Source organism: Rhodoblastus acidophilus (assembly GCF_025961575.1).
Classification (GTDB): domain Bacteria; phylum Pseudomonadota; class Alphaproteobacteria; order Rhizobiales; family Beijerinckiaceae; genus Rhodoblastus; species Rhodoblastus acidophilus_C.
The window spans coordinates 1-24567 of sequence record NZ_JAOQNX010000028.1 but is presented as its reverse complement, the minus strand read 5'-3'; the positions used below and the strand labels follow the sequence as shown (position 1 = coordinate 24567).

General features: G+C 65.6%; 20 protein-coding genes. 14 read left to right on the top strand and 6 right to left on the bottom strand.

Annotated features, from left to right (window positions below; all coding sequences use genetic code 11):
- Positions 1 to 5 precede the first annotated feature (5 nt).
- From prfA to M2320_RS17980, 4 genes are all read left to right on the top strand, one after another.
- Positions 6 to 1073 (top strand): peptide chain release factor 1, encoded by a 1068-nt coding sequence (prfA, locus tag M2320_RS17995; protein ID WP_264598461.1) that lies wholly within the window; start codon positions 6 to 8, stop codon positions 1071 to 1073.
- A gap of 86 nt (positions 1074 to 1159) precedes the next feature.
- A complete protein-coding gene (locus M2320_RS17990) occupies positions 1160 to 2572 on the top strand; it encodes a mannose-1-phosphate guanylyltransferase/mannose-6-phosphate isomerase (RefSeq protein WP_264598460.1) in 1413 nt (470 codons plus the stop codon).
- 178 nt (positions 2573 to 2750) lie between these two features.
- Positions 2751 to 4250: a phosphomannomutase/phosphoglucomutase gene (locus M2320_RS17985; RefSeq protein WP_264598459.1), complete on the top strand. Its 1500-nt coding sequence runs from the start codon at positions 2751 to 2753 to the stop codon at positions 4248 to 4250.
- Between the two features lie 101 nt (positions 4251 to 4351).
- Positions 4352 to 5401, top strand: coding sequence for an NAD(P)-dependent alcohol dehydrogenase (locus tag M2320_RS17980; RefSeq protein WP_264598458.1), 1050 nt, complete (start codon positions 4352 to 4354; stop codon positions 5399 to 5401).
- Positions 5402 to 5444: 43 nt separating this feature from the next.
- On the opposite strand, the gene gor is transcribed toward M2320_RS17980, so the two are convergent.
- The 5 genes from gor to M2320_RS17955 are packed head-to-tail and all read right to left on the bottom strand — an operon-like array spanning position 5445 to position 10565.
- Positions 5445 to 6824, bottom strand: a complete 1380-nt coding sequence (gor, locus tag M2320_RS17975; protein ID WP_264598457.1) for a glutathione-disulfide reductase — start codon at positions 6822 to 6824, stop codon at positions 5445 to 5447.
- Position 6825: 1 nt separating this feature from the next.
- A complete protein-coding gene (locus M2320_RS17970; RefSeq protein WP_264598456.1) occupies positions 6826 to 7299 on the bottom strand; it encodes a DUF2059 domain-containing protein in 474 nt (157 codons plus the stop codon).
- 11 nt (positions 7300 to 7310) lie between these two features.
- Positions 7311 to 8021: a ribose-5-phosphate isomerase RpiA gene (gene rpiA / locus M2320_RS17965; RefSeq protein ID WP_264598455.1), complete on the bottom strand. Its 711-nt coding sequence runs from the start codon at positions 8019 to 8021 to the stop codon at positions 7311 to 7313.
- Positions 8022 to 8081: 60 nt separating this feature from the next.
- A complete protein-coding gene (locus M2320_RS17960) occupies positions 8082 to 9956 on the bottom strand; it encodes an ABCB family ABC transporter ATP-binding protein/permease (protein ID WP_264598454.1) in 1875 nt (624 codons plus the stop codon).
- Positions 9957 to 10010: 54 nt separating this feature from the next.
- Positions 10011 to 10565 (bottom strand): hypothetical protein, encoded by a 555-nt coding sequence (locus tag M2320_RS17955; RefSeq protein WP_264598453.1) that lies wholly within the window; start codon positions 10563 to 10565, stop codon positions 10011 to 10013.
- 171 nt (positions 10566 to 10736) lie between these two features.
- On the opposite strand from M2320_RS17955, the gene M2320_RS17950 reads away from it, so the two are divergent.
- The 3 genes from M2320_RS17950 (at position 10737) to ppa (ending at position 13284) form a co-directional block, all read left to right on the top strand.
- The gene (locus tag M2320_RS17950; protein ID WP_264598452.1) at positions 10737 to 12077 is read left to right on the top strand and encodes a carbohydrate porin; all 1341 of its coding nucleotides are present in this window, start codon (positions 10737 to 10739) and stop codon (positions 12075 to 12077) included.
- 86 nt (positions 12078 to 12163) lie between these two features.
- Positions 12164 to 12676, top strand: a complete 513-nt coding sequence (locus M2320_RS17945; RefSeq protein WP_184426579.1) for a GNAT family N-acetyltransferase — start codon at positions 12164 to 12166, stop codon at positions 12674 to 12676.
- 71 nt (positions 12677 to 12747) lie between these two features.
- Positions 12748 to 13284, top strand: coding sequence for an inorganic diphosphatase (gene ppa, locus M2320_RS17940; protein WP_184426577.1), 537 nt, complete (start codon positions 12748 to 12750; stop codon positions 13282 to 13284).
- A 51-nt stretch (positions 13285 to 13335) separates the two neighbouring features.
- Here ppa and glk read toward each other — a convergent pair whose 3' ends face one another.
- Positions 13336 to 14292 carry a glucokinase gene (gene glk, locus M2320_RS17935; RefSeq protein WP_264598450.1) on the bottom strand — a complete coding sequence of 319 codons (957 nt, stop codon included), beginning with the start codon at positions 14290 to 14292 and terminating at the stop codon, positions 13336 to 13338.
- A 100-nt stretch (positions 14293 to 14392) separates the two neighbouring features.
- Here glk and M2320_RS17930 point away from each other — a divergent pair, with 100 nt between their 5' ends.
- The 7 genes from M2320_RS17930 (at position 14393) to M2320_RS17900 (ending at position 24476) form a co-directional block, all read left to right on the top strand.
- Positions 14393 to 16153 carry a SulP family inorganic anion transporter gene (locus M2320_RS17930; protein WP_264598449.1) on the top strand — a complete coding sequence of 587 codons (1761 nt, stop codon included), beginning with the start codon at positions 14393 to 14395 and terminating at the stop codon, positions 16151 to 16153.
- Positions 16150 to 16836 carry a response regulator transcription factor gene (locus M2320_RS17925; RefSeq protein WP_184426573.1) on the top strand — a complete coding sequence of 229 codons (687 nt, stop codon included), beginning with the start codon at positions 16150 to 16152 and terminating at the stop codon, positions 16834 to 16836. Before M2320_RS17930 ends, M2320_RS17925 begins: the two co-directional genes overlap by 4 nt.
- Positions 16829 to 18184 carry a sensor histidine kinase gene (locus tag M2320_RS17920; RefSeq protein ID WP_264598448.1) on the top strand — a complete coding sequence of 452 codons (1356 nt, stop codon included), beginning with the start codon at positions 16829 to 16831 and terminating at the stop codon, positions 18182 to 18184. Before M2320_RS17925 ends, M2320_RS17920 begins: the two co-directional genes overlap by 8 nt.
- 68 nt (positions 18185 to 18252) lie before the next feature.
- Positions 18253 to 21420, top strand: a complete 3168-nt coding sequence (locus M2320_RS17915) for an efflux RND transporter permease subunit (RefSeq protein ID WP_264598447.1) — start codon at positions 18253 to 18255, stop codon at positions 21418 to 21420.
- Complete coding sequence (locus M2320_RS17910; protein WP_264598446.1) at positions 21413 to 22588, top strand: efflux RND transporter periplasmic adaptor subunit; 1176 nt, start codon at positions 21413 to 21415, stop codon at positions 22586 to 22588. Before M2320_RS17915 ends, M2320_RS17910 begins: the two co-directional genes overlap by 8 nt.
- Positions 22585 to 24075 (top strand): efflux transporter outer membrane subunit, encoded by a 1491-nt coding sequence (locus M2320_RS17905; RefSeq protein WP_264598445.1) that lies wholly within the window; start codon positions 22585 to 22587, stop codon positions 24073 to 24075. The genes M2320_RS17910 and M2320_RS17905 overlap by 4 nt, the downstream gene beginning before the upstream one ends.
- The gene (locus M2320_RS17900) at positions 24072 to 24476 is read left to right on the top strand and encodes a hypothetical protein (protein ID WP_184426563.1); all 405 of its coding nucleotides are present in this window, start codon (positions 24072 to 24074) and stop codon (positions 24474 to 24476) included. The genes M2320_RS17905 and M2320_RS17900 overlap by 4 nt, the downstream gene beginning before the upstream one ends.
- Positions 24477 to 24567: the final 91 nt, after the last annotated feature.

Genomic DNA, 24567 nt, shown 5'->3' with positions numbered 1-24567 from the left:
TCCAGATGCTTCCTGCCGAAAAACTCGACATCATTCTGCGCCGCCATGAGGAGATCGAACATCGCCTCGCCCAGGGCGATGCGAGCGCGTTCTCGGCCCTGTCGCGCGAACTCGCCGATCTCGAGCCGGTCGCCGCCTCGATCCGCGCCTATCGCGCGCTGCTGACGGAGGTCGACGATCTCGAAGGCCTGACGTCGTCCGCCGATGCTGACATGCGCGCCATGGCCTCGGAAGAATTGCCGGGGGCGCGCGAAAAACTCGCCGAAGCCGAGCGCGCCCTGCGCCTGTCGCTGCTGCCGCGCGACGCGGCGGATGAAAAAGGCGCCATCCTGGAAATCCGCGCCGGAACCGGCGGCGACGAGGCCGCTTTGTTCGCCGGCGACCTGTTTCGCATGTACCAGAAATATGCGGCGCTCCACGGCTGGAAGATGGAGCTATTGTCCGCGAGCGAGGGCACGGCGGGCGGGTTCAAGGAAATCATCGCCCAGGTCCAGGGCAGGGGCGTGTTCGCCCGGCTGAAATTCGAAAGCGGCACCCATCGCGTGCAGCGCGTGCCCGCGACCGAAACGCAGGGGCGCATCCACACCTCCGCCGCGACCGTCGCCGTGCTGCCCGAGGCGCAGGAGGTCGATCTCGCCATCGACGAAGGCGATTTGCGCATCGACACGATGCGCGCCGGCGGCGCCGGCGGCCAGCACGTCAACAAGACGGAATCGGCGATCCGCATCACCCATATCCCCAGCGGCATTGTGGTGATGATGCAGGAGGAGCGCTCGCAGCACCGCAACAAGGCCAAGGCCATGGAAGTGTTGCGCTCGCGCCTGTTCGACCTTGAACGGAACCGGTTGGACTCCGAGCGCGCCGCCGATCGCAAGGCGCAGGTCGGCTCCGGCGATCGCTCCGAGCGCATCCGCACCTATAATTTCCCCCAGGGACGCGTCAGCGAGCACCGCATCAATCTCACCCTCTACAAGATCGACAAGGTCATGGAAGGCGAGGCGCTGGACGAGATTTTGGATCCGCTGATCGCCGACCATCAGGCGCGGCTGCTGGCCGAAAGCGAAGCCGCGTAGGCGCGCCGCCGGTTGTGGCGACGAGAATGTCTTGTGGGAGCCGTATTGCAGGGCTAATCCTTGGCGATACGCGATGCGGGGGATGCATGAACAAAATCATTCCAGTGATCATGTGCGGCGGCGCGGGCACGCGGGTGTGGCCCGCCTCGCGCGAAAGCATGCCCAAACAATTCATTGCTCTGCTCGGCGAGCGCTCCACCTTTCAAAACACTTTGTTGCGCCTGAATGCGGAGGCTTTCGCCGCGCCGGTGATCGTCACCAACCACGACTACCGCTTTCTCGTGCAGGAGCAGATGGCGCAGATCGGGGTTCAGGGGCAGATCGTGCTTGAGCCGGAGCGCCGCGATTCTGCCGCTGCCGTGGCCATCGCCTGCGAAATCGCCGCCGCCCGCGCGCCGGACTCCGTGGTCGCGGTGTTCGCCGCGGACCATGTGGTGCAGAAGATCGAGGCCTTTCAGGCCCTGTGCGTGAAGGCGGCTGAGGCGGCGGCCCAGGGCCATATCGTGACGCTCGGCATTACGCCCACCGGTCCCGCCACAGGCTATGGCTACATCAGGCCCGGCGCCGTCGCCGTCGCCGAATCGGGCGTCGCCAAGGTCGAGGCTTTCGTCGAAAAGCCCGACGCCAAAACGGCGGAAAAATACATCGCGCAGGGCTATCTCTGGAATTCCGGCAATTTCTTCTTCCGCGCCGATGTGATGCGCGGCGAACTCGACGCCTTCGAGCCGGAAATCGCCGCCGCCGCCGCAGAAGCTTTCACCAAGGCCAGGACGGATCTGGGTTTTCTCGCGCTCGACAAGGCCGCTTTCGGCAAGGCGCCGAAAACCTCGATCGACTATGCGGTGATGGAGCGCACCTCGCACGCCGCCGTCATTCCCGCCGACATCGGCTGGTCGGACGTCGGCAACTGGCAGGCGGTCTGGGAGCTCTCGGACAAGGACGATCGCGGCAACGCCGTGCGCGGCCATGGCGTCGTGGTGGGCGGCGAGAATTGCTACGTTCGCGCCGACGACACGCTGACGGCGGTGCTGGGCGTCAAGGATGTCATTGTCGTCACCACCGATGACGCCGTGCTGGTCCTCGGCGCGCAATATGGCGACAAGGTCAAGGAACTCGTCGACGAGCTGAAGCGGCGCAAGCGCAAGGAGGCGCAGGAGCATCGCCGCGTCTACAGGCCCTGGGGCTATTACCAGTCGATCGACGGCGGCGACCGGCATCAGGTCAAGCGCATCGTCGTCAAGCCCGGCCATAAGCTGTCGCTGCAAAAGCATTTTCACCGGGCCGAGCACTGGATCGTGGTGCGTGGCGTGGCCGAAGTCACGCGCGACGCCGACACATTGATGGTGCACGAAAACGAGTCGATTTATCTGCCGATAGGCAGCGTCCATCGGCTGGTCAATCCGGGAAAGATCGACCTGGAGCTGATCGAAGTGCAGACCGGCTCCTATCTCGGCGAGGACGACATCGTCCGCATCGAGGACGTTTATCACCGCGCATAAGCACGAGTTTTCGGCGCGCGCTTCCTTCTCCCCATAGCCCGTCGGCCGACGGGCGTCCTTTCGGAAGCCCTATGGCGGGAGAAGGTGGCGCGCAAAGCGCGCCGGATGAGGGGTTCGTCCCTGCGACGCGCGGACAAACGTGCTATTCCACGCCCGCCTTTCGCTTTGCGAGTCCCACATGCTGCCCAAACCCGTCGCCGTCCTCGAGCCGAACACCTTCGAATATGAGCGCCTGCCGCTGGTCAAACCCACCGGCTTTCGCGAATACGACGCGCGCTGGCTGTTCGGCAAGGAGCTGAACCTGTTGGGCGTGCAGGCGCTCGGCCTCGGCCTCGCCACGCTGCTGCACGAAATGGGCGTCAAACCCCGCCTCGCCACCGGCCATGATTTCCGCTCCTATTCGCTGTCGATCAAGCAGGCGCTGATCTGCGGCCTGATGTCCGGCGGCGTCGAAGTGGTGGACATCGGCTTGGCCCTGTCGCCCATGGCCTATTTCGCCCAGTTCGCGCTGGATTGCCCTGCGGTGGCCATGGTCACGGCCTCGCACAATGACAATGGCTGGACCGGGGTCAAAATGGGCGCGCAGCGTCCGGTGACCTTTGGCCCGGACGAAATGGGGCGGCTGCGCGACATCGTGCTCGCCGGGCGCTTTGAAAGCCGGTCCGGCGGCTCCTACGAATATGTCGAGAACTTTGGCCGCATCTATCTCGACGATCTCGCCTCCGGGAAAAAACTGAAGCGCAAGCTCAAGGTGGTCGCCGCCTGCGGCAATGGCACGGCCGGCGCCTTCGCGCCGCAGCTTCTGGAGCGCCTGGGCTGCGAAGTCGTCCCGCTCGACGTCACCCCCGACTACACGTTTCCGCGCTACAATCCCAATCCCGAAGATTTGGAGATGCTGCACGCCATGGCGGCGAAGGTGCGCGAAACCGGCGCCGACGTGGGCTTGGGCTTTGATGGCGACGGCGACCGCTGCGGCGTGGTCGACAATAACGGCGAGGAGATTTTTGCCGACAAGATCGGCGTCATGCTGGCGCGAGATCTCTCCAAACTGCACCGGGGCGCCACGTTCGTGGTCGACGTCAAAAGCACAGGCCTGTTCGCCAGCGATCCCATGCTGCTCGCCCATGGCGTCAAGACCGATTACTGGAAGACCGGGCACAGCTACATCAAGCGCCGCGTCACCGAGCTTCAGGCGCTCGCCGGCTTCGAAAAATCCGGCCATTTCTTCTTCAATGCGCCGATTGGCCGCGGCTATGACGACGGCCTGCTCACCGCGGTGCATGTGCTCGACATGCTCGACCGCAACCCCGGCAAGAGCATGGCCGATCTCTATGCCGACCTGCCGAAAACCTGGGGCTCGCCGACCATGTCGCCGCATTGCGCCGACGAGGTGAAATATGAGGTTGTCGACCGCGTGATTGCGCGCTTCGAGGCCATGCAGGCCGCCGGCGAAAAGATCATCGGCCAGGACATTGTCAGCCTCGTCACAGTCAACGGCGTGCGCGTCACCGTCGCCGACGGCACCTGGGGTCTGGTGCGCGCCTCCTCGAACAAGCCGGAGCTGGTCGTGGTTGTGGAAAGCCCGGCTTCCGGCGCGAATCTGCACGCCATGTTCAAGGCGGTCGACGCCGTGCTGCGCGAAAATCCGGAAGTGGGCGCCTACAACCAGACGATCTGACGCAAAGCGGGAATTGCAAAATTCGCGTGGGCGTCATGAGAATTTCATCCTATTTTCCGTCCAGGCCGCCGGCGCAAGCCGGCCACTGACGGGAGTCGTTGATGGAAGTTCTCGGTTTCGCCGCCCCCGGCGAGAAGCAGGCGCTGGCGCCCTGGCGTTTCAGCCGGCGCGCCCTGCGCGCGGACGATGTGCAGATCGACGTGAAATTCTGCGGGGTCTGCCATTCCGACCTGCATCAGGTCGACAATGACTGGGGCGGTTCGATCTATCCGATGGTGCCCGGCCATGAGGTCATCGGCATCGTTTCGGCGGTCGGGCCGAAAGCGGTGCGCTTCAAGGTCGGCGACCGCGTCGGCGTCGGCTGCATGGTGGATTCCTGCCAGAGCTGCGAGCCCTGCGGGCAGGGGCTGGAGCAATATTGCGAGGCGGTCCCCACCTACACTTATAATAGTCTCGACCGCCGCGACGGGACGCCGACCTATGGCGGCTATTCGGAACAAATCGTCGTCTCGGAAAAATTCGTCGTCCGCATCCCCGACGCGCTCGACCTCGCCGGCGCCGCGCCGCTGCTATGCGCGGGCATTACGACCTGGTCGCCGCTGCGGCATTGGAAGGTTCACGCGGGCAGCCGCGTCGGGGTGATCGGCCTGGGCGGCCTCGGCCATATGGCGCTGAAACTCGCCAAGGCGCTGGGCGCCCATGTCACCCTGTTCACCCGCTCGCCGAGCAAGGAGGCCGACGCGCGGCGCCTGGGCGCCGATCATGTGGTGCTGTCCACGGACAGGGCGCAGATGAAAGCGGTGGCGGGCGGCTTCGATCTGATCATCGACACCGCCCCCAACGACCACGATGTGAACCCCTATATTCCTACGCTGGCGCTCGACGGGACGCTGGTTCTGGTCGGGTTCATCGGCAAGGGCAAGGACCCCGTGGACACCGTGCCGCTGATCTTCGGCCGGCGCTCCGTGGCGGGCTCGATCATCGGCGGCATCCGCGAGACCCAGGAAATGCTGGACTTTTGCGGCAAGCACGGCATTCACGCCGAGATCGAGACGATCAAGATCCAGGAGATCAACGAGGCCTACAAGCGCATGGCGAACAGCGACCTGAGACATCGCTACGTCATCGACATCGCCTCGCTGCGCGCATAGCGGCGCGCCCTCGAGACGGAGGCTCCGCCTCCGCCTCGCAGGGCTACTGGTCGCGCGTGTAGCGCGCCGTCCGCGTCCGCAGGGTGACCAATTCCTCGGCCGCGGACGGATGCAACGCCATGGTGGCGTCGAAATCGGCCTTTTTCGCGCCCAGCCTCAGCGAAATGGCGAGCGCCTGCACGATTTCGCCGGCGTCCTCGCCCAGAATATGGACTCCGAGCACGCGGTCGCTGTCGCCATCGACGACGATTTTCATGCGCGTGCGCTCAGACCCACCCGAGAGCGTCGCCTTCATCGGGCGGAAGCTGGTCTGGTAAACATCGACAGTCTGAAATTTCTCGCGCGCCAAATCCTCGGGGAGGCCGACCGTGCCGATTTCCGGCGTGGTGAAGACGGCGGTGGGGATGAAATCGTAATCGACCATTTGGATGCCGCCGCCAAACAGGCGGTCCGCCAGAAGATGGCCCTCGCGGATCGCCACCGGCGTCAGGTTGATGCGGTGGGTGACGTCGCCGACCGCATGGATCGACGGCACATTGGTCCGGCTTTCCGCATCGACCCGGACCGCGCCGTTCCAGTCCAGTTCGACGCCCGCTTTCTCCAACCCGAGCCCCGCCGTGTGCGGGGCGCGGCCGGTGGCGACCAGAATCTGGTCGGCGGCGAGCGTTCCGCCGTTGGAAAGGCCGACGCGCAGGCCCTCAACAGTTTTTTCGATGGAGGTTGGCAGCACGCCGGCTAATTGCCTCACCCCCGCCGCAGCCAAGGCCTCCGCCAAGCCGTCGCGCATAAAATCATCGAAACCGCGTAAAATGCGGTCGGCGCGGAACAGCAGCGTGACCTCCGCGCCAAGCCGGGCAAAAATGCTGGCGAATTCGACGGCGATATAGCCGCTGCCGACCACAACCAATCTTTGCGGAAATTTCGGCAGGTCAAAAATTTCGTTGGAGGAAATGGCGTGTTCGATCCCGGGAATTTCGGGATGCATCTGCGGCGCGCCGCCGGTCGCCACCAGAATGTGTCTTGCTGTGAGGCGCCGGCCCGAGCTTTTCAGCCGCACCTCGTTGGGCCCCTCGATCTCGGCGCGCTCCTGCACGATCTCGACATTGGCCTTGCCGAGATTGGCGGCATAGAGCCCTGACAGACGACTGATCTCGGCCTCCTTGGCCGCCACCAGTTTTGTCCAGTCGAAGGTCGGCTTTTGCGCCAGACGCCAGCCAAAACTCCCCGCCGCCTCGAAATCGCCGGCGAAACGCGAGGCATAGACATAGAGCTTTTTCGGCACGCAGCCGCGGATGACGCAGGTTCCGCCAATGCGGAATTCCTCGGCGACCATCACCTTGGCGCCATGGCCCGCCGCGATGCGCGCGGCGCGCACGCCGCCCGAACCGGCGCCGATGACGAAAAGGTCGAGGTCGAAGCTCATCCTAAAAATCCTTGCCTTTGGCGCGCAATTTTTCGCGCAGCCTCGTGGTGAGGGTCACGGAGGCCGTGCGGCGCCAGTCTTCGAGGATGGGACCGAGCTCGGCGAGGATCGCCGGCTGCGCCGCGACATAGGCTTTTCCCGATGGGCCCGCGAAAAACACTGCGCAATCCGCGAGTTCGCGCCGCGACAGTTTTTGCGCGTAAATGGCGGCGGCTTTCCCCGTCATCTCGTCGGCCTCGGCGTCGAAGGCGGGCTGCATGTCGGCCAGAGCCGCCTGGAGGTCGCCGGCGAGGTCCGGCCGCGTCACGGCGGCGCGCGAAAAATCCGCGCGCATGGCCTCGGTCAGTCCGTGGAACGAGCGCGACAGCCCCGAGCTTTCGACCACCAGCCGCGCCAGCCGCAGCGAGTCCTCCTCCTGCGCCTGGACGGGGAAGGCGAGCGCGGCGACCAGCAGCGGGGCGAACAGGCGGCGCACTTTTTTCGTCCTCAGGCCGAGAGATCGCCGAGCACGCGAATGCCGGCGGGGTCGGCGATGATAATAGCGGTGGCGAGGCCGATGAACAGCCCATGCTCGACCACGCCGGGAATGGCGTTAAGGGCGCTCGCGAGTCCGTCGGCATCGGGGATCACGCCGAAATCGCAGTCGAAGATGGCGTTGCCGCCGTCGGTGACGAACAGCGCGCCTGAGTTTTTTCGCAGGCTGACAGCGCCCTGACAGCCATTTGCCGTGGCCGCTTTTTCGATCTGCCGCGCTGTCGCCGTGAGCCCAAAAAGGTCCGCTTCGACCGGCAGCTTGAACTTGCCCAGCGTCGCCACTTCCTTGGAGGCGTCGGTGATCACCACCATGCGCTTCGACGCCGCGGCGACGATCTTTTCCCGCAGCAGAGCGCCGCCGCCGCCCTTGATCAAGCGCAGTTTCGGATCGAACTCGTCGGCGCCGTCGACGGTGAGATCGAGCTCCGGCGTTTCATCCAGGGTCGAAAGCTTGATGTTCAAACCTTCGGCCTGGGCGCGCGTGCGCTCGGAGGTGGGGACACAAATGACATCGAGACCGTCGCGGACCTTTTCGCCGATGCAATCGACAAAATGGGCGGCCGTCGAGCCGGTGCCCAGGCCCAGCTTCATTCCGGAGCGCACCAGCGCGGCGGCGCGCTCCGCGGCGTGCCGTTTCAATTGTTCGACGGGGGAAAGAGACAAGGCGCAATCTCCTGATATCGGCACTAGGGCTAATGGCTCAGCCGTCGAAAGGCAATCGGCCTAAATCTGCGATGCGCCAAACAATTCTTCGTCGTCGCGTTTTTCCTCGGGCGGGACCACCGGCATGTCTTCCTGCGCCTGCCCCTCCTGTTCTGCGAGTTGGCGGTTCCACAAGGCCGCGTAGACCCCGCCCTGGGCGAGCAGGGTCTCGTGATCGCCGCGCTCGACCAGCGCGCCCTTGTCCATGACCAGGATTTCGTCGGCGTTGACGATGGTTGACAGACGGTGGGCGATCACGATCGTTGCGCCCCGGCGCGGAAGCTCCTCGAGCGTCGCCTGGATTTCACGTTCGGTCAGCGTGTCCAAAGCGCTGGTCGCCTCGTCAAGCACCAGAATGTCGGGATCTTTCAAAAGCGTGCGGGCGATGGCGACGCGCTGCTTTTCGCCGCCGGACAATTTGAGGCCACGTTCGCCGACCTGCGCATCATAGCCGCCCGGCGCCAGTTCGACGAATTTATCGATCCGCGCCAGGGCCGCCGCCGCCCGCATCTCCTCCTCGCTCGCCTCGGGGCGTCCGTACAAAATATTGTAGCGGATGGTGTCGTTGAACAGCACATTGTCCTGGGCCGCCATGCCAATGCTGGCGCGCAGCGATTCCAGCGAAACCTTGGAAATATCCTGGCCGTCGATGAGGATGCGGCCCTGCTGCGGCTGATAAAAGCGGAAGATCAGCCGCGAAATCGTGCTCTTGCCGGCGCCGGAGGGGCCGACGATCGCTACGGTTTTGCCGGCGGGGGCCTCGAAACTCAAGCCCCGCAAAATGGGCCGGGCGGGGTCATAGGCGAAATGCACGTCGTCGAAACGCACGGCGCCGGCGCTGACCGCCAGGGCGGGGGCGTCGGGAGCGTCGGAGATTTCGTTCGGCTGCCGCAAAATGTCGAACATGGCGGCGATATCGAGCAGCGCCTGCTTGGTCTCGCGATAGAGCATGCCCATGAAATTCAGTGGCTGGTAGAGCTGGATCATCATGGTGTTGAGCAGGACGAAATCGCCGACGGTGTGGCGTCCTTCCTTGATGCCGACGACGCAGAGCGCCATCATCGCGATCATGCCAATGGTGAAGATCAGCGCCTGACCGAAATTCAGCACGTTGAGCGATACATAGCTCAGCACGCTGTTGCGCTCATAGCGCGCCATGGTGCGGTCGTAACGCTCGGCCTCGCGCTTTTCCGCGCCGAAATATTTGACCGTCTCATAGTTCAGCAGCGAGTCGATCGCCTTGGCGTTGGCGTCGGTGTCGCTTTCGTTCATCGAGGCGCGAATGCCGATCCGCCAATTGGTGGCGACGAACGTGTAGGCGAGATAGGCGACCACCGTCGCCGCCACGATCCCCACATAACGCGCGTCGAACTGGAAGTAGAGCACGCCCGCGACCAGGGCCAGCTCCAAAATGGTTGGAAAGCCGGTCAGCATGACCAGGCGGGTCAGCGTCTCGATGGCGTTGCGGCCGCGCTCGAGCACGCGCGTCAGGGCGCCGGTCTTGCGCTCCAGATGAAAGCGCAGCGGCAGGGCGTGCAGATGAACGAAAACGTCGAGCGCCAGGCGGCGCACCGCATTCATCGCCACTTTGGCGAACATGCCGTCGCGCGCCTGGGTGAAGCCGACCATGGCGACCCGCAGCGCGCCATAGAGCACGGTCATGGCGATGGGCCCGGCGATCAGGCCGGGCGACACCTCCACGCCCTTGGAGAGCTCGGTGAGCGCGTCGGTCGCCCATTTGAACGCGTAGGGCATGCCGATCGTCGCCAGTTTGGCGAGGATCAGCAGGATGAAGGAGATGAGAATGCGAATTTTCAGGTCTGCGCGGCGGCTGGGCCAGACATAGGGCCACAACTCACGCAGGACCGTCCACAGGCGGGGGGCGTTTTCGTTCATCGTCAGCGTGCATATAGGAGCGACGGGCGCCCCGACAAGCGTATTCGCTGGCCGTCAGCCGTGCAGGCCCGGCTGGTCGCCGCGCTCGGGGATTTTTTGCGCGCGCGGCTTGCGCCGGCCGAATTCGCCCTTGAAGGCGGCTTTCCAGATCGCGATGGCCTCGTCCTCGTCGCTCGCGGTGATGAAGCGCGGCGGGGTCGCGGGCAGGCCGTCGCGCTCGCAACAGGCCACCATGAACATCGACAAATGTTTCGGATTGCTCGCCTTGGCCTGTTTGAGCAGGTCGCCGGCGTCGCAAATGGCGTCCTGCAGCTGGATCAGCCCGTCGCGGGCCTCGGGCGTGGCCGCCTCGATCGCCTCCGCCCACAGGCGCAAGCCGGCGGCCTCGTAGAGATCGCCGGCCAGCTTGCGCGCGCGCGCCAGCGGCAGGGTGAGCGTCAGCTTGCCGGCCACGCGTTTCTTTTGCTTGAGGGGAGCGGATTTCGCCGGCGTCGCCCGGGCGCCGGTTGCGCGCGCCTTGCTCTTCTTTGCCATGGTGAACAACAAACTCTGGTTCTGTGACTCGAAACTTGGTTCTGTCTTGACGCCGTTCTGTGCCTTGGCGGTCATGTTATCGGAAAATCCGCGCGGCGACAGGGGCGCCGCTCCCGCTTGACAAGCCCGGGGCAAGCCGTTGCGCGTGAGCTTAGATTTGAAGTGTTTCGAAACAATGCTAGCTCTTGTCAATCGTGGCGACGCCGCCGATGCTTGATGGGCGTAAGAGACAGAGGCGAGAGGCCGATGCTGGACACGTGCAAGAAATCGGCGCTTGCCGTTGGCCTCGCCTTGGCCGCTCTCATCTGCGCCGCCCCAATCTGCGCCAGCTCGGCGCGCGCCGATGACGGGCCGCCCTCGATCGTCACGTCGGTCCCGGCGCTCGCCCCCTATGGCGACTTCAAGAAAATGCTCGCCGACGACGGCGTGACGCTGCAAAACACCTATATTGGCGAAGTCCTGGGCAATCCGACCGGCGGCGCCCGCCAGGGCGTGATCGGCGAAGGCCGGCTCGACACCGTGTTCGAATTCGACATGGGTAAGTTCGCCCATCTGAACGGCGGAACTGTCCACGCCGAGGGATTTTGGATCCAGGGCGTCGGACTGTCGCGGTACTATCTGAACAACCTGCTGCCGGTCAGCTATATCGAGGCCATGCCCACCATCCGGCTCTATGAGCTGTGGTACGAGCAGAAGCTGTTCGACGACAAGGTCGCGGTGCGCATCGGCCAGCTCGGCGCCGACACGGATTTCGTCTCGTCGAAATATGCGCAGCTGTTCATCAATTCGACGACGGGATGGCCCGGCCTGCTCGCCTGGGACATGCCGAGCGGCGGCCCCGCCTATCCGTTTTCGGCTTTGGGCGCGCGGGTCAAATATGACATCAACGACACCTTCACCTATGTCGTCGCCGTCTATGACGGCAATCCCGCGGGACCGGGGACCGGCGACCCGCAGGTCCGCGATCCCTATGGCCTCAATTTCCGCCTGACCGATCCGCCGCTGGTGATGCAGGAGCTGCAGATCAAATACAACCAGGACAAGGACGCCTCGGGCCTTGCGGGAACGATCAAGCTGGGCGCCTGGCGCAATTTCGGCATGTTCAACGACGTCGACGGCCGCCCCTTCGTCATCGCCGGCCTGCCCGTGCCGGTTCACTCCGGCGATTACGGTTTTTACGGCATGATCGACCAGCAGCTGATCAGGGCGCCGGGCGATGCGACCAAGGGGCTGGGCGCCTTTTTCCGCGCCTTCACCGCGCCGGGCGACCGCAACGTCTCGGATTTTTATTTCGACACCGGGTTCAACCTGTCCGGCTTCTTCGACAGGCGGCCGAACGACATCGCCGGCCTGTGCTTCGCCTTCATGCGCATTTCCAACGCCACGGCGAATTCCGTCGTCGAGGCGGGCTTTCCCTATCGTCCCGATTTCGAGGCGCTGGTCGAGGCGACTTATCAGGCGCAGGTCGTTCCGGGCCTCAGCGTGCAGCCGGTCGTCCAATATGTGATTCATCCCGGCGCGCAGCTGGACGGCGGCTATCACCCCAACGCCCTGGTGCTGGGCGTCCGCAGCACCGTGAATTTCTGAAAAGGCTGGAAACTGGCGGCGCCGCAAGCGTGGTTTCGCATGGAACTCGCTTGCCGGAAAACACGCTTGGTCGTAACATCCGATCCATGTCGCAGGCGCTCATCACCATCAGACGCGCAATGCCCGGCGATGCCGACCAGATCGCCGCAGTCCACGACGCTGCTTGGCGCGAGGCCTACCGCGGCGTGATTCCCGGACGCGAGCTTGAGCGGCTGATCGCCCGGCGGGGCCCGGACTGGTGGCGCAGCGCCGTCCTCCAGGGCAGCCGGCTTCTGGTCCTGTCCACCCATGGGCGGCTCGGCGGCTATGTCTCCTACGGACGCAACCGGGCGCCCTCGCTCGACTATGACGGCGAGATTTTTGAGCTTTATCTGGCGCCGGAATATCAGGGGCTCGGCTTTGGCCGGCGCCTGTTCCTGGGCGGGCGTGACGATCTCGCCGCCAATGGCATCGACCGGGTGCTGGTCTGGTCGCTCGCCGACAACACGCGGGCGCTGGATTTCTACCGTCGGCTCGGCGGTCGCGAGATCAGGCGCGCCCGCGAAATCTTCGGCGGCGTCCGGCTGGGACGCGTGGCTTTCGGATTTGAAGGCGCGTGACCTAACGATTCCGGTTGCGATTGTCCAGTGAATGACTAAACAAGGGCTCAGATCAATCATTGGAGAGCCCAATGCGTCTCGACGCCATCACCATCGGCAAGAATTATCCCGAAGACGTCAATGTCGTCATCGAAGTTCCGATCGGCGGCGAGCCGATCAAATATGAGATGGACAAGCCGTCGGGCGCGTTGATGGTGGATCGCTTCCTCTATACGCCGATGCGCTATCCCGGCAATTACGGCTTCATCCCGCACACCCTGTCCGAGGACGGCGATCCCTGCGACGTGCTGGTGGCCAACACCCGCCCGATCATTCCCGGCGCGATCATCAATGTCCGTCCGATCGGCGTGTTGAAGATGACCGACGAGGGCGGCGGCGACGAAAAGATTCTGGCGGTCCCCAGCCCCAAGCTCACCAAGCGCTATGAGAAGGTGAAGAACTACACCGACCTGCCCGAGATCACCTGGAAGCAGATCGAGCATTTCTTCGTCCACTACAAGGACCTGGAGCCGGGCAAGTGGGTGAAGTTCGCCGGCTGGGGCGATGCGGACGAAGCCAAGCGCGTCATTCTCGAATCCATTGAACGCGCCAAGATCGAGAAGAAGTAAGTTCGGTTTGAACTGAACCGAAGGCGCGGCCGGCAAACGGCCGCGCTTTTTTCATGGGCGGAACGCCGCCGCCGCGCCGAACAGGCCGGGCTGCGGGTGGACGATCATCCAGATGGGAATGTTCGCCATCATCTCGCGATAGCGCCCCTTGGCGACGAAACGTTCGGCGAAACGCGACTCCGCGAGCAGCGGGGCGATGCGCGGCGCGAGCCCCCCGGCGAGAATGACGGCTTCGGCGCCATGGACCAGGGCGAGATCGCCCGCGACCGCGCCCAGGCACGCGCAGAATCTTTCCAGGGCGGCGCGGGCGACATCGTCGGTTCCGGCGATGGCCGCGGCCCAGAGAGCGGGGGCGTCGGGAGGCTCCGCGTCCGAGAGCGCGGCGAAAATTTCCTCGAGCCCCGGCCCCGACACGACGCGTTCGATCGAGACGCGGCCGAATTTTTCCCGCAGGCGCACCAGCAGCCCGTCCTCGAAGGCGTCGTGCGGCGCGAAGTCGATGTGGCCGCCCTCGGTTTCGACCACCCGATGGTCATCGGCGTCGAGGATCAATTGCGCGACGCCCAGGCCCGTGCCCGGTCCGAGAATCGAGATCACCCCGGAGCGCGGCGGCCGATCCGGTCCGCAAATGTGCGAAAAACAGGACAGATCGGCCTTGGCCGCCGCATGGGCGACGGCGCCGAAATCGTTGAGCAGCCGCACCTCGTCGAGCCCCAGCTCCGCCGCGAGCGTTTTCGGGCGCAAGGTCCAGGGATTGTTGGTGAATTTCAGCGTTTCGCCTCGGATTGGGCAGGCGAGGGCGAAGCTGGCGCGCCGGGGCCGCGCGCCCTCGATCTGGTCCGCGAAGGCTTCGTAAGCGGAGGCGAGATCGGGATAGTCGGCGGTGCGCAACACCACGGCCTCGCCGAGTTCCGGCCCGGCGTCGCGGTCGATCCCGGCCAGCGCGAAACGGGCGTGGGTGCCGCCGATATCGGCGACAGCGATGATTTCAGAGCCGTTGGCCGCCACGAAAAGCCTCCTGCGCGTCAGCCTAAGTCTAGCGCCAAAGCGCGTCGCGCGCACACTTTCCTTCGCCGCCGGCCTGGGCCAGATTGGCGCGGGGGCGCGCATGAGTGAAACGGACAAGAACCGCTGGTTGTTTCGAGGCCTGAGCGGCGTCGGCGTCTTTTGGCGCGCCGATCTGCTCGCGGGCCTGACGCTTGCCGCCATCGCCGCGCCCGAACAAATGGCGACGGCGCGGCTCGGCGGCTTCGCCCCCTCGATCGGCTTTTTCGCCTTCATCGCGGGAACGCTCGGCTTCGCCCTGTTCGGCGCCAACCGCCTGATGTCGGTGGGCGCGGATTCGACGATCACGCCCATTTTCGCCGCCGCGCTCGCCCTGATCGTCCCGGCGGGCGGCGCCGATTACGCCATGCTCGCGGCGCTGCTCGCTTATCTCGTCGGGGCCATGATGTGCGGGGCGGGGCTGTTTCGCGCCGGCTGGGTCGCCAATCTGCTGTCGATTCCCGTGCTGACCGGGTTTCTGGCGGGCATAGCCGTCCATATCGTGCTGTCGCAAGCGCCGGCGCTGCTGGGCCTGCCCGCGGGTTCGGGCGATGCGGTGCAGCGGGTCGGGGAGATCGCGGCGCGGATCCACGAGGTCAAGCCGCTGGCGTTGGCCCTGGGCCTCGTCAGCCTCGCCTTCATCATCGCCTGCGAGTCCCTGGCGCCCCGGCTGCCTGCCGCCTTGCTGGCCGCGGGCGCGGCCACCTTCGCCGTCCTGTGGTTCGACCTCGATCCCGCCGCGCTGCCGGTGATCGGCGCTTTTCCCGTGGCCTGGCCGAAATTCGCCCCGCCCGACGGCGGCGTCGAGCAAATCTTCAGGCTGGTCGGCCTCGCTGTCCTGCTGACGCTTGTCATCATGGTGCAGAGCGCGGCGGTGTCGCGCGCCTATGGGGCGCCGGACGGGGCTTCCGACATCAACCGGGATTTTCTCGGCCTGGGCGCGGGCGGCCTGCTCGCGGGCCTTTTTGGCGCCTTTCCGGTCAATTCCAGTCCGCCCAGAACCGCCATGGTCGAGGCGACGGGCGGGCGGACGCAGCTTGCGGGACTGGTCGCCGCGGCGGCGCTGGCGCTACTGGCGGCCTATGGCGAAAGCTTCCTCAGCCACACGCCCGAAGCGTCGCTCGCCGCCATCCTGCTGTTCATCGCCGGCCGCATTTTCAGGCTGCGCGACATGCGCGACATTTTCCGGCGCTCGCGGCCGGAATTCCTGCTGATGGCGGTCACGGCGGCGGCGGTGGTGCTGCTGCCGGTGCAGATGGGCGTGGCGCTGGCGATCATCCTGTCGCTGATCCACGGCGTCTGGTCCACCACCGAGACCGATCTGCAAACCTTCGAGCGCCTGCCCGGCGAAACCGTGTGGTGGCCGCGCAATCCCACTTGCCCCGGCGAGACGCTGGACGGGGTCGCGGTGGTCGGGTTTCAGGCGCCGCTGTCCTATCTCAACGCCGACCGGTTCCGGATGCAATTGCAAGCGGTGGCCCAGGACCAGCCGATGCGGCTCATCGTTCTAGAGGCCTCCGCCATCGCCGCCATCGATTACACGGCGGCGCGGGCTTTGGCGGCGGCGATCGCGCATTGCCACGCTCTCGGCTGCGATTTCGCCATTGCGCGCCTTGAGTCGCTGCGGGCGCAGGCGGCCCTGCGCGCCTCCGGCGTGGTGGCGGCGCTCGCCCGCCCGCCAGGCTCCGGCGACGACCCTGGCGTGAGCGGCGAGGCGCGTATTTTCCACAGTGTCGATGAAGCCTTGCGCCAACTGGTGGGCGTGCATGAAAATGGCGTAAACCTGCACGAAGAACGCAATGCTCCGGGAGAAGCGGCGCGATGAATGGGACTGAAAGGGCGATTTACGTCTGCGAGGACGAAAGCGACCTGTTTCTGGCGATTGAACGCGAATTGGCCGAGCGCTATCGCGTCGTGCATTCGGAAGATGGCGCGGAAGCCCTGGTCGCCGCGCGGGAAGGCCGGGCGCTGCTGCTGGTGATGGACCGCAAGCTCAAGGGCGCCGACGGACTTGAGTTGGTGCAGCGGCTTCGCGCCGGCGGCGACCGGACGCCGGTCCTGATGATGAGCGGCATGAGCGCGGTCGACGACCGCGTCGCCGGTCTGCGGGCGGGCGGCGACGATTATCTGGTCAAGCCTTTCGCCATGTCGGAATTTTCCGCGCGGGTCGACGCGCTGGTGCGGCGCTTCGCCGATTCCGGGGCTTCGCGGCTTGCCGTGGGCGCTCTCGCCATGGATCGGATCGCGCGAAAAGTTTGGCGCAACCAGCGCGAGATCGCCCTTGTGCCGCGCGAATTCCAACTGCTCGAATTTTTCATGCTGCGCCCGGGCCAGCTGGTCACGCGCCAGATGCTGCTGGAGACGGTCTGGAATTACAAGTTCCCGGCCAACACCAATGTGGTCGACGTCCATATCCGCAATCTGCGCCAGAAACTCGAAGGTCCCGGCGAATCGCGTCTGATCGTCAATCTGCGCGGCGAGGGGTTCAGGCTCGATCACCATGCGTAGCCTCGCGCAATCGACCCCGCTGCGCTTCGCCGGCGCCTTCGCCTTCGCCATTTTCCTGCTCAGCAGCCTGGTCTTCGTGGTGATCTACGAAACGGCGACCCGCGCCTGGGTCGCCGAACTCACCCATGTCTTCGCCGACGAGGCGGAGAAGGCGGCCGCCGCGGACGACGCGCGCTTGCGGCGGTCGCTCGACTTGCGCCTCACCCGGGATTTTCGCCGGCTGCAATATGTCGCCCTCTACGATCCCGCGGGGGCGCTGGCGTTCGGCAATCTCGACACCCGACCCGACATTCCCGCGGACGGAAAAGTCCGCTATTTCGCCGAGTTCCGGGCCAGCGCCGCGGCGCCAGCGACCCCGACCATTCTGGTGGCGCGCCGGCGCTCCGACGGATCGGTGATCGTGCTCGGGCGCAGCCTCGACGAAGCCGTCGCGCTGCGCGGGTTTCTATTCAAGGCGCTGGCCTTCGGCATCGTCCCCCTCGCCGTGGGCGCGCTGCTGCTCGGGCTCTTCGCCGCCCGGCGCGCCGCCGCCCGGCTGCGCGCGGTCGACCGCAGCATCAGCGTGATCGTCAATGGCGACCTGCGCGCCCGCTTGCCCGTCGCCACGGGGTTCCGCGAACTTGACGACCTGGTGGTCTCGGTCAACGCCATGCTCGACGAGATCGAGCGCCTGCTCGCGCAAATGGCGACGGTGGGCGACAACATCGCCCACGACCTGCGCGCACCCGTCGCCAACGTCAGAGCGACGCTCGAGGACGCGCTCAAGGACGCGCCCAGGGACGATCGTCTGCGCCCGCCGGTGCAGGCCGCGCTGCGGCAGCTCGATCGCGCCATGAAGTCGATCGCGGCGCTGCAGCGAATCTCGGCCATCGAGGCGGAGCATCGCCTGTCCGGGTTCCGCGACGCCGACATCGCCGCGCTTTGCCTTGAGCTGCACGATTTTTACGCGCCGCTGGCCGCAGCCAAGGGCGTGGCTTTGCTGGTCGAAGCGCCCGCGCCGCTGGTGCGTCGCGCCGACCCCGACCTCTTGCGCGAGGCCTTGGCCAATCTGATCGACAACGCCTTGAAATTCACCCCGCGCGGCGGGAAGGTGACCGTCGCGGCGCGCGAATCGGGGGGCAGGGCGGAGATCACCGTCAGCGACAATGGCCGCGGCGTGCCCGTGGCGAAGAAGCGCGACATTTTTCGCCGGTTCGTTCGCCTCAAGCAAGGCGAGGAGGAGGGCTCCGGCCTGGGCCTGAGCATTGTCGAGTCGATCGCGCGCTTGCACGGCTGGGTTTTGGACATCGAGGACAATGCGCCCGGCGCGCGCTTCATCCTGGCGCAGGCCACGGAGTTTAAAGTTTAATTTAGTGGCGGCTCTGGCTCCGCCTCGACTAAGGTCCGCCCGCTCAGAATCGCCGCGCGAAAGGTCAAATGCTCGCTCTCGTTCGCATTGCGCTGAACCGGCCCTATACTTTCGTGGTGATGGCGATGTTGATCGTCATCGCTGGCGTGATGTCTTGGGTGCGCACCCCGACGGACATCTTCCCCGCGATCCGGATTCCCGTGGTCGCCGTGGTCTGGACTTACAATGGATTGCCGCCGGAAGACATGTCCGGCCGCGTCGTCTATTTCTACGAGCGCGCCATCAGCTCCGTGGTCAACGACATCGAGCATGTCGAATCGCAATCGATGTCCGGCTATGGCGTGGTCAAAATCTTCTTCCAGCCGTCGGTCAACATCAATGCCGCGCTGGCGCAGATTTCGGCGGCTTCGCAGACGGTGCTGAAACTGCTGCCGCCCGGCATCACGCCGCCCTATGTCCTGAGTTTCAACGCCTCGAGCGTGCCGGTCATCCAGATCGCGGTGTCGAGCGACACCATGTCCCAGTCGCAGATCTTCGATTACGCCCAGAACTTCATCCGGCCGCAGCTCGCCACGGTGGCCGGCGCCGCCGTGCCCTCGCCTTATGGGGGCAAGGTCCGGCAGGTCCAGATCGACGCCGATCAGGACAAGATGCGCTCCTACAACATCACGGCCGCCGAGGTGGTCGCGGCGATCGGCCAGCAGGACGTCATCACGCCGGTCGGGACCCAGAAGGTCGGCTCCAAGGAATATGTCGTCAATCTCAATGGCTCGCCCGAGAGCGTCGAGGCGCTGAACGACCTGCCGATCAAGACGGTCAATGGCGCGACGGTGCGGATCGGCGACGTCGCCTATGTCCACGATTCCTCGCCGCCGCAGATCAATCTGGTGCGCGTCGACGGCTCGAATGCGGTGTTGATGACCATCGTCAAGGCGGGCTCGGCCTCCACCATTGACGTGATCGACGGCGTCAAGACTCTGATGCCGCGCTTGCGCGAGATCGTCCCGCCCGAGGTCAAGCTGGCGCTGGTCGGCGACCAGTCCGCCTTCGTCGAATCGGCGGTGCATTCCGTGATCTTCGAGGGCGTCCTCGCCGCCGCCCTCACCGGCATGATGATCCTGATCTTCCTGGGGAGCTGGCGCTCGACCCTGATCATCATCGTTTCGATTCCCCTGGCGATCCTGACCTCCGTGGCGCTGCTCGCCGCCACCGGCGAAAACATCAATGTCATGACGCTCGGCGGTCTGGCGCTGGCGGTCGGCATTCTCGTCGACGACGCCACCGTCACCATCGAGAACATCAATTACCAGCTGGAGCAGAAGAAGGAGATCGAGGTCGCGATCATGGACGGCGCCCGCCAGATCGTCATTCCCGCGACGGTCTCGCTGTTGTGCATCTGCATCGTGTTCGTCCCCATGTTCGGCCTCGGCGGCGTCTCCGGCTATCTGTTCCTGCCCATGGCCAAGGCGGTGGTGTTCGCGCTGATCGGCTCCTACCTGCTGTCGCGCACGCTGGTGCCGACCATGGCGAACTATCTGCTTCGCGGCCACGCCCACGACCCCGACGCGCCGCCGCGCACCATATTCGGCAAGTTCCAGCACGGGTTCGAGCGCGTCTTCGGCGCGCTGCGCGACGCGTACGCCCGGACGCTCACCGCCGCCATCGCGCTGCGCTGGCGTTTCGTCCTGTCCTTCGTCGGCTTCTCCCTGGCGTCGCTGCTGCTTGTCCCCTTGCTCGGACAGAATTTCTTTCCGACGGTGGAAACCGCGCAGATCAAGCTGCACGTGCGCGGGCCGACGGGTCTGCGCATCGAGGAAACCGGCCGGCTTCTGAGCCAGGTCGAGGAGGCGATCCGCACTGTCGCCGGCCCGGAGTCCGTCGCCTCCATCGTCGACAATATCGGCATGCCGATCAGCGGCATCAACGTCGCCTACGGCAATTCCGGCACGATCGGAACGGCGGACGCGGACGTGCTGATCACGCTGCAACCCGAAAAGGAGACGGAGAGCGAAGCGCTGGTCGAGAAATTGCGCGAAAAGCTGCCGGAGCTGTTTCCCAGCGTGACCTTCTCCTTCCTGCCCGCCGACATCGTCACCCAGATCCTCAATTTCGGCTTGCCCGCGCCCATCGACGTGCAGGTGGTCGGCAGCAACGCCGCCGGCAACCGCATCCTCGCCAACAAATTGTTGAAACGCATCGCCTTGGTCACCGGGGTTGCGGACGCCCGCATCCAGCAGCCCGCGGACCAGCCGACCATCAAGGTGAACGTCGACCGCATCCACGCCAACCAGCTCGCGGTCACCGAAAAGGATGTCGCGACCTCGCTGCAGATCAGCCTCGCCGGTTCGATCCAGACCAATCCGGTGTTCTGGCTCAATCCGAAGAATGGCGTGTCCTATCCTGTGGTGGCGCAGACGCCGCAATATTGGATGCAGGGCCTGAGCGATCTCGCGCGCATTCCGGCCTCGCAAGGGAATTCCTCGCAGATCCTCGGCGCCGTCGCCAGCATCAGCCGCGCCAACAGCAGCGCTGTCGTCTCCCATTATTCGGTGCAGCCGGTGATCGACATTTACGCGACGACCAACGGCCGCGACCTCGGCGCCGTTTCCGCCGACATCCGGAAAATCATCGCCGAACTTAACGCGGAAAAACCGAGGGGCACGCTGATCGTTCTGCGCGGCCAGACCGACACGATGAATTCCGCCTATAGCCAGCTCTATGCCGGCCTGGCGCTGGCGATCGTGTTGATCTACCTGCTGATCGTGGTCAATTTCCAATCCTGGCTCGATCCCTTCGTCATCGTCACCGCTCTGCCCGCCGCGCTGGCGGGTGTGGCCTGGATGCTGTTCGCCACCCACACCACCCTGTCGGTGCCGGCCCTGACCGGCGCGATCATGTGCATGGGCGTCGCGACCGCAAACTCCATTCTGGTGGTGAGCTTCGCCCGCGCCCAGCTGGCCGAGGGCAGCACCGCCGTCCAAGCCGCTTTGGAGGCGGGCGTCGGACGCTTCCGTCCGGTGCTGATGACGGCGCTCGCCATGATCATCGGCATGGCGCCCATGGCGCTGAGCGCCGAACAGAATGCGCCGCTCGGGCGCGCCGTGATCGGTGGCCTTATTTTGGCCACCATCGCCACCCTCATCTTCGTGCCTGTGGTCTTTTCCATGGTTCATTCCCGCAAGTCGCGTGCGGACGACGCGGCGCCGCAAATCGAGACGGAGCCGCGTCATGGTTGAAGACACCGCCGCTCCGCCGAAGCGCCGCTCGAGGGCCCGTTGGCTGTTGCTTCTGGTCGTGCTGGCGCTGAGCGCCTATGTCGGCCTGTCCGTGTTGCACCGGCGCGCGCAACAGGCGGAGCTCTCGACATGGACGCGCGCCCGCGCCGTTCCCTATGTCTCGGTCATCCACCCGCACATCGACCTGAAGCCGCAGGCGCTGAGCCTGCCCGGCCGGATCGCGGCCTGGTACGAGGCGTCGATCCACGCGCAGGTGTCCGGCTATGTCGCCAGCTGGTCCAAGGACATCGGCGCCGAGGTGAAGAAGAACGACGTTCTCGCGGTGATCGACACGCCCGAACTGGACGAGCGCCTGTCCGAAGCGCGCGAGAAGCTGTCCAAGGCCAAGGCGGCGCTGGAGCTCGCCAAGGTGACGTCGCAGCGCTGGTCCGCGCTTCGCAATTCCTCGGCGGTGTCGAAACAGTCGGCCGACGAGAAGGCGAGCGACGAGCAGGTGCGGCAGGCCGATCTCGGCGCGGCCGCGGCCAATCTCGACCGGCTCAAGGCGCAAAAAGCCTTCGCCAAGATCACCGCGCCCTTTGAGGGCGTGGTGACGGCGCGCAATATCGACATCGGCTCCTATGTCGCGCCCAGCCAGACCGGCGAGCCCACGTTCAAGGTCGCCGACATCCACGAGGTCCGCGTCTACGTGAATGTGCCGCAGGTCTATTCCGCGCAGCTCAAGCCGGGCATGAACGCGACCTTCACCACGCCGCAATGGCCGGGCCGCACGTTCAGCACGACCATCGCCACCACCTCCAACGCCATCGGCGCGCTGACCGGCAGCCTGCTGGTCGAGATGGACACGCCCAATCCGGACAGCGCCCTTCTGCCCGGCTCCTTCGCGACGGTGCATTTCGAGATTCCCACCGACCCCAGCGCCCTGCGCATCGTGTCGAGCGCCTTGTCCTTCGATGAGCACGGCATGCGGGTGGCGACGGTCGGTCCCGACAATCGGGTGCGGTTCAAGCCGGTGGCCATCGCCAAGGATTTTGGCGCGGAAGTGTTGGTGGCCTCGGGGCTCAAGCTTGAGGACCAGGTCATCAACAATCCGCCGGAAACCCTCGCCGAGGGCGATGAGGTCCGCATCGGCGCCGCCGCAGCCCCCGCCGCGAGCGCGGCGAAATGAAGCGGCTCGGCCTTCTCGCGCTCTGCGCCCCCCTCGCGCTGGGCGCATGCGATTTCGCGCCGCAATATCATGTGCCGGACGTCGCGGTTCCCTCGAAGTACAAGACGGCGACCCCCGCCCGCGCGGGCCAGTTGAGCGAAAGCTGGTGGCGGGACTTCCACAGCGCCGAGCTCAACCGGCTGGAAGCGCGCATCGAGTCCGACAATCCGGATTACGCCATCGCGCTCGCGCGCTACGAGCGCGCCCGGGCGATCCTCGATCTGAACGCCTCCGCCTTCTATCCGCAGGTCGGATCGAACGAGGCGCTCAGCTTCAACAAGCAGTCGCAGCACCGGCCGTTGCGCTCGGCGAACCAGCCGACCTATTACGGCGCCAACCAGTTGCTCGGCCAATTGTCCTGGGAAATCGACCTTTGGGGACGGGTGCGCGACCAGGTCAAGGCCGCCCAGGCCGGCGCCCAGGCCAATGACGATCTGCTCGCCGCAAGCCGCATCTCGCTGCATGCGAGCCTCGCCCGCGCCTATATCGCGCTGCGCGGCGCCGACGCCCAATATGATCTGCTCACCCGCACCATCGGCGTCTATGGCGAAGCGCTCAAGCTGACGCAGGAGCGGCTGAAGCAGAACATCGCGCCGCCGATCGACGTCGAGCGCGCCAAGGTGCAGCTCGCCACCGCGCAGGCGCTGGCCGCCTCGATCGCCCAGACCCGGTCGGTGCTCGAGAACGCCATCGGCGCCATTGTCGGCGAAACCCCGTCCCTGTTCAGGATCAAGCCGGAGCCGAAACAGCCGGCCTTCCCTCGTCCGCCGCGCGTCGCGCCCGCCGTGCTGCTGCTGCGCCGGCCCGATGTCGCCGCGAACGAGCGGTTGCTGTTCGCCGCCAACCAGGGGATCGGCGTCGCCAAGGCCGACTTCCTGCCGCGCTTCTATCTTGCGCTCTCCGGCGGAACGCAATCGACCAATCTCGATCTGATGAACTTCCACAATTCCTTGTGGAGCTACGGGCCGAACGTGGTTGCGCCGGTGTTCGACGGCGGGCGGCGGCAGGCCGACCTGGATATCGCGCGCGCCGATTTCAACGCCGCCGCCGCCGCCTACAAGGCCTCGGTGCTCGCCGCCTATCAGGAGGTGGAGAACGCGAGTTCCGCGATCAAGCTGCTTGGCGAGCAGAACAAGGCGCTGGCGACCGCCGCGCAGGCGGCCCAGCGCGCGCTCGACATGTCCATGAGCCTCTACAAGGACGGCGCCGTGTCGTCGCTGGACCTGATCACCGCCCAGACCGCCGCGCTGGACGCCCAGCGCGCGCAGCTGACCGTGCAGACCCAGCTTCTCGGCGAATACGCCAATCTCGCGCTCGCGCTCGGCGGGGGATGGACCGGGCAGGCGCCGTCGCCGGAACCGAAGGAGGACCGGAACATTGCCGTTCTCGGTTGGCAGGGACAGGATCCCGGCGAGGCGGCGCAAGCGGGGGAGGAAGCGGGGAAATGAGCGGCGAGGCTGAAAAATGCGCGGCGTGCGTCTACTGGAAAATGGCCCGGCCGAACGAGGGCTCCTGCCAGCGCCACGCGCCGACGCCAGCTTATGTGTCCGACAGCGTGGCGCATTGGCCGACCACGCATGGCGGCCAGGGCTGCGGGGAGTTCCTGGTCCAGGGCTCGGCGGTCGATCTCGCGGTCTGCGCCGAGTGCCGCTATTGGCGCAGTCCCAAAGGCGGATTGGACCCGACCGACCGCGGCGACAAGCCGCTGCAATGGTGGGGGAGGGCCGGGCTTTGCACCCGACACGCCCCTGCGCCGCAATCCGAACCGGGACCGCGCGCTTTTTGGCGCGCCACCCACGCCACCGACCTGTGCGCCGAATCCATCCGCCGCGCGGCGCAGGTTTCTTAGAGCGCGTTCGGCGGCTTCAGATTCAATGGGGGATTCCCAACTGGCTTGAACAATGCGATTCTTTCTTCGTGATTGCGAGGGAGGAATCCCA